The sequence below is a fragment of the Roseateles sp. genome, assembly GCF_036404855.1.
Taxonomy (GTDB): domain Bacteria; phylum Pseudomonadota; class Gammaproteobacteria; order Burkholderiales; family Burkholderiaceae_C; genus Pelomonas.
This window is the reverse complement of the sequence record NZ_DASWYS010000335.1, coordinates 1-4,688: the sequence shown is the minus strand read 5'-3', so window position 1 is coordinate 4,688 and position 4,688 is coordinate 1. Positions and strand designations below refer to the sequence as shown.

The window sequence follows — 4,688 nt, the reverse complement described above, 5'->3', positions numbered from 1 at the left end:
CAACCAGGTGATGGAACTGATCCAGTACGCCCCCGCCACCGGGACGGTGTACCCCGAGCCCGTGCTGGTCGTGCCGGCCTGGATCATGAAGTACTACATCCTGGACCTGTCGCAGCAGAACTCGCTGGTCCGCTACCTCGTGGACCAGGGCCACACGGTGTTCTGCATCTCCTGGAAGAACCCAGGCGAGGCCGAACGCGACCTGGGCATGGATGACTACCTGCGCGACGGCTTCTTCGCGGCGCTGGACGCCATCAACGCCATCGTGCCGAAGCGGCTCGTGCACGCCACCGGCTACTGCCTGGGCGGCACGCTGCTGGCCATCGCCGCAGCCGCGATGGCGCGCGACGGTGACACCCGCCTGGCGTCCACCACCTTCTTCGCCGCGCAGACCGACTTCAGCGAGCCCGGCGAGCTGGGCCTGTTCATCGACGAGAGCCAGGTCAGCCTGCTGGAGGCGCAGATGGCGCGAACCGGCTATCTGAAGGCCAGCCAGATGGCCGGCGCCTTCCAGATGCTGCGCTCCTACGACCTGCTGTGGTCACGCCTGGTGAATGAATACCTGCTCGGCGAGCGCGGGAGCACCAATGACCTGATGGCCTGGAACGCGGACGCCACGCGCATGCCGGCCCGCATGCACAGCCAGTACCTGCGCCGGCTGTTCCTCAACGACGACCTCAGCGAGGGCCGCTACCCGGTGGACGGCCGGCCGGTGTCGCTGGGCAGCATGACCTTGCCGACCTTCATGGTCGGCACCACCACCGACCACGTCGCGCCGTGGCGTTCGGTGCACAAGCTGCACTACCTGAGTCCGGCCGAGATCACCTTCGTGCTCACGAGCGGCGGCCATAACGCAGGCATCGTCAACCCGCCGACGCCTGACTCGCGGCGCCGCTACCAGTTGCTGACGCGCCCGGCCGGCGGCCCCTACCTGGCGCCCGATGAATGGCTGGCGGCCGCGCCCACGCACGCCGGCTCCTGGTGGCCGGCCTGGCAACAATGGCTGGCGGCGCGCTCGGGCGCGCCGGTCAAGCCGCCACGCATGGGCCACCCCCGCTACCCGCTGCTGGCGCCCGCGCCCGGCAGCTACGTGCTGGAGGTTTGATGAGCATGTCGGACCTGCAGGGCAAGAAGGGCCTGGTCGTCGGCATCGCCAACGACAAGAGCATCGCCTGGGGCTGCGCACGCGCCTTCCGCGACGCCGGCGCCGAGCTGGCGGTGACCTGGTTCAACGACAAGGCCCGCCCGCACGTCGAGCCGCTGGCGCTGCAGCTGCAGGCCACCCTTGCCCTGCCCCTGGATGTGGAGCAGCCGGGCCAGTTGGAAGCCGTGTTCGACGCCATCGCGCAGCGTTGGGGGCGCCTGGACTTCCTGCTGCACTCCATCGCTTTCGCGCCCAAGAGCGACCTGCACGGCCGCGTGACGGACAGCTCGCGCGAAGGCTTCGCCCGCGCGATGGACATCTCCTGCCACTCTTTTGCGCGCATGGCCCGATTGGCCGAGCCGCTGATGGGAAGCGGCGGCAGCCTGATGACCATGAGCTATGTCGGCGCCGAAGAAGTTGTCCCCGACTACGGCCTGATGGGCCCCGTCAAGGCCGCGCTGGAGGCCAGCACGCGCTACCTGGCCGCCGAGCTCGGCCCCAAGGGCATACGCGTCAACGCCGTTTCGCCCGGCCCGCTGGCCACGCGCGCCGCCTCCGGCATCCCGAACTTCGACGCGCTGATGGCGGACGCGGTGCGCCGTGCACCGCTGCGCCGACTGGTCGAGATCGACGAGGTGGGTGCCCTGTGCGCCTTCCTGGCGGGCGACGGTGCCCGCGCCATCACTGGCTCGACGCTCTACGTCGACGCCGGCTACCACGTGCTCGGATGAGCCTGCCCTTCATGCCCTCCATCAAGAACAAACTGATCCCCGCCCTTGTCGTGGCCCTGTTGGCCGGTGGCGGCTGGGTCTTCTGGCAGCAGCGCCAGGCCAAGGCCCAGGATGAAGGCTTCCTCGCCAGCAATGGTCGCATCGAGGCCACGGAGATCGACATCGCCACCAAGCAGGCCGGCCGTGTGGGTGACATCCTGGTCGACGAAGGTGCCTTCGTGAAGGCCGGCCAGCTGCTGGCCACCATGCAGGTGCAGACGCTGGACGCGCAGCGTCGCGAGGCCCAGGCGCAGCGCCAGCAGACGCTGACGGCCGTGGCCAGCGCGCAGGCCCAGGTTGCCATGCGCCAGAGCGACAAGGCCGCATTGCTGGCGCGCGTGCGCCAGTCCGAGGCCGAGCTGGACGCCGCGCGGCGCCGGCTGGCTCGCTCCGAGGCGTTGGCCAAGGACGGCGCGGCCTCGGCCCAGACACTGGACGATGACCGCGCACGCGTTCGCGGCGCCGAGGCCGCGCTCGCCGCCACCCAGGCCCAGGCCATCTCCGCTGACGCTGCCATCACCGCGGCGCGCGCCCAGGTCACCAGCGCACAGTCCCAGGTCGAGGCCGTGGACGCGACGCTGCAGCGCATCCAGGCCGAACTCGACGATGCCCAGCTCAAGGCGCCCCGCGACGGCCGTGTGCAGTTCCGTGTCGCCCAGCCCGGCGAGGTGCTGGGCGCCGGCGGCCGCGTGTTGAACCTGATCGACCTGAGCGACGTCTCCATGACCTTCTTCCTGCCCACCGAGGTGGCTGGGCGCGTGGCCATGGGCACCGAAGTGCGCATCGTGCTGGATGCGGCGCCGCAGTACGTGATCCCGGCCAAGGTCTCCTACATCGCCAGCAACGCGCAGTTCACGCCCAAGACGGTGGAGACCAGCAGTGAACGCCAGAAGCTGATGTTCCGTGTGCGCGCCAAGGTCGATCGCGAACTGCTGCGCGAGCACATGGAGCAGGTCAAGACCGGGCTGCCCGGCTCGGCCTGGGTGCGGTTGGACCCGGCACGTGAGTGGCCGGCCCACCTCGCGTTGCCGGCCCGGCGATGACGCGCGCTGACGCGGTCGGCGCGCCGGTGGTGCGACTGCAGGCGCTGCAGCAGCACTACGGCCGACAGCAGGCGCTGGCCGGCATCACGCTGGACATCCCCGCCGGTCGCATGGTGGGCCTGATCGGGCCGGACGGCGTCGGCAAGTCCAGCCTGCTGTCGCTGGTCAGCGGCGCGCGCGCCGTGCAGCAGGGCCGCGTCGAGGTGCTGGGCGGCGACATGGCCCGCAAACGCCACCGTGACGACGCCTGCCCGCGCATCGCCTACATGCCGCAGGGCCTGGGCAAGAACCTCTATCCCACGCTGTCGGTGGAGGAAAACCTGCAGTTCTTCGCGCGCCTGTTCGGCCACGACGTCGCCGAACGCCGCCGCCGCATCGACGAGCTGACGCGTGCCACCGGACTGCATGACTTCCTGTCGCGGCCGGCCGGCAAGCTGTCGGGGGGCATGAAGCAGAAGCTGGGTCTGTGCTGCGCGCTGATCCACGATCCCGACCTGCTGATCCTCGACGAGCCCACGACCGGCGTGGACCCGCTGGCGCGTGCGCAGTTCTGGAGCCTGATCGCGCGCATCCGCCACCAGCGTCCCGGCATGAGCGTGCTCGTCGCCACCGCCTACATGGACGAGGCCCAGGGCTTCGACTGGCTGGTGGCCATGGACGATGGCCGCGTGCTGGCCACCGGCACGCCCGCCGAGCTGCTGCAGCGCACTGGCACCGGGTCGCTGGAGGCCGCGTTCGTCGCGTTGCTGCCCGAGGAGAAGAAGCGCGGCCATGCGCCGGTGGTCATTCCGCCGCTGGCCGCGGACGGTGACGACATCGCCATCGAGGCGCAGGACCTGACCATGCGCTTCGGCGACTTCGTCGCCGTGGACCGCGTGAGCTTCCGCATCCGCCGCGGCGAGATCTTCGGCTTTCTCGGCTCCAACGGCTGCGGCAAGACCACGACGATGAAGATGCTGACCGGCCTGCTGCCGGCCAGCGAGGGGAGGGCCTGGCTGTTCGGCAACGAGGTGGATCCGCGCGACATCGCCACGCGCCGCCGCGTCGGCTATATGTCGCAGGCCTTCTCGCTGTACGCAGAGCTGACGGTGCGGCAGAACCTGGAGTTGCACGCGCGGCTGTTCCAGGTACCGGCCGGCGAGATCCCGGCACGCGTGGCCGAGATGGAGCAGCGCTTTGGCCTGGAGCAGGTGCAGGCCAGCCTGCCCGAGAGCCTGCCGCTGGGCATGCGCCAGCGCCTGTCGCTGGCCGTGGCGATGGTGCACAAGCCCGAGCTGCTGATCCTGGACGAACCGACCTCGGGCGTGGATCCGGTCGCGCGCGACGCCTTCTGGCGGCTGCTCGTCGTGCTGTCCCGGCGCGACAAGGTGACCATCTTCATCTCCACCCACTTCATGAACGAGGCCGAGCGCTGCGACCGCATGTCCATGATGCATGCGGGTCGGGTGCTCGACAGCGACGCACCGGCGCGACTGGTGGCCAAGCGCGGCGCAGCAACGCTGGAGGAGGCCTTCATCGGCTACCTCCTCGAGGCCGGTGGCGGCATTGCGGAGGCCGCGACCCCAGCCGAGCCCGCGCTGGCGGCGCCCGTTGAGCCGCCAGCGCGGCCCAGCCGCTTCAGCCTTCAGCGCCTCTACAGCTACCTGTGGCGCGAGTCGCTGGAGCTGCAGCGCGACCCGGTTCGGGCGACGCTGGCACTGGCCGGCTCGCTGATCCTGATGGTCGTCATCA

General features: G+C 70.2%; 4 protein-coding genes. All 4 read left to right on the top strand.

The features are described 5' to 3' along the window. Positions 1-1,105, top strand: a 1,105-nt coding sequence (locus VGF12_RS22355; protein ID WP_331178256.1) for a PHA/PHB synthase family protein, incomplete at its 5' end; no start/stop codon positions are given. Next, the gene (gene fabI, locus VGF12_RS22350; protein ID WP_331178255.1) at positions 1,105-1,875 is read left to right on the top strand and encodes an enoyl-ACP reductase FabI; all 771 of its coding nucleotides are present in this window, start codon (positions 1,105-1,107) and stop codon (positions 1,873-1,875) included. The genes VGF12_RS22355 and fabI, both read left to right, overlap by 1 nt. Then, positions 1,872-2,957 (top strand): HlyD family secretion protein, encoded by a 1,086-nt coding sequence (locus tag VGF12_RS22345; protein ID WP_331178254.1) that lies wholly within the window; start codon positions 1,872-1,874, stop codon positions 2,955-2,957. The genes fabI and VGF12_RS22345 overlap by 4 nt, the downstream gene beginning before the upstream one ends. After that, positions 2,954-4,688 (top strand): ATP-binding cassette domain-containing protein (locus VGF12_RS22340; protein ID WP_331178253.1); only part of this gene is annotated, 1,735 nt, incomplete at its 3' end. The genes VGF12_RS22345 and VGF12_RS22340, both read left to right, overlap by 4 nt.

Coding starts and splice junctions, on each gene's coding strand:
- VGF12_RS22345 (WP_331178254.1), top strand. CDS start 1,872: ATGAGCCTGCCCTTCATGCCCTCCATCAAGAACAAACTGATCCCCGCC.
- fabI (WP_331178255.1), top strand. CDS start 1,105: ATGAGCATGTCGGACCTGCAGGGCAAGAAGGGCCTGGTCGTCGGCATC.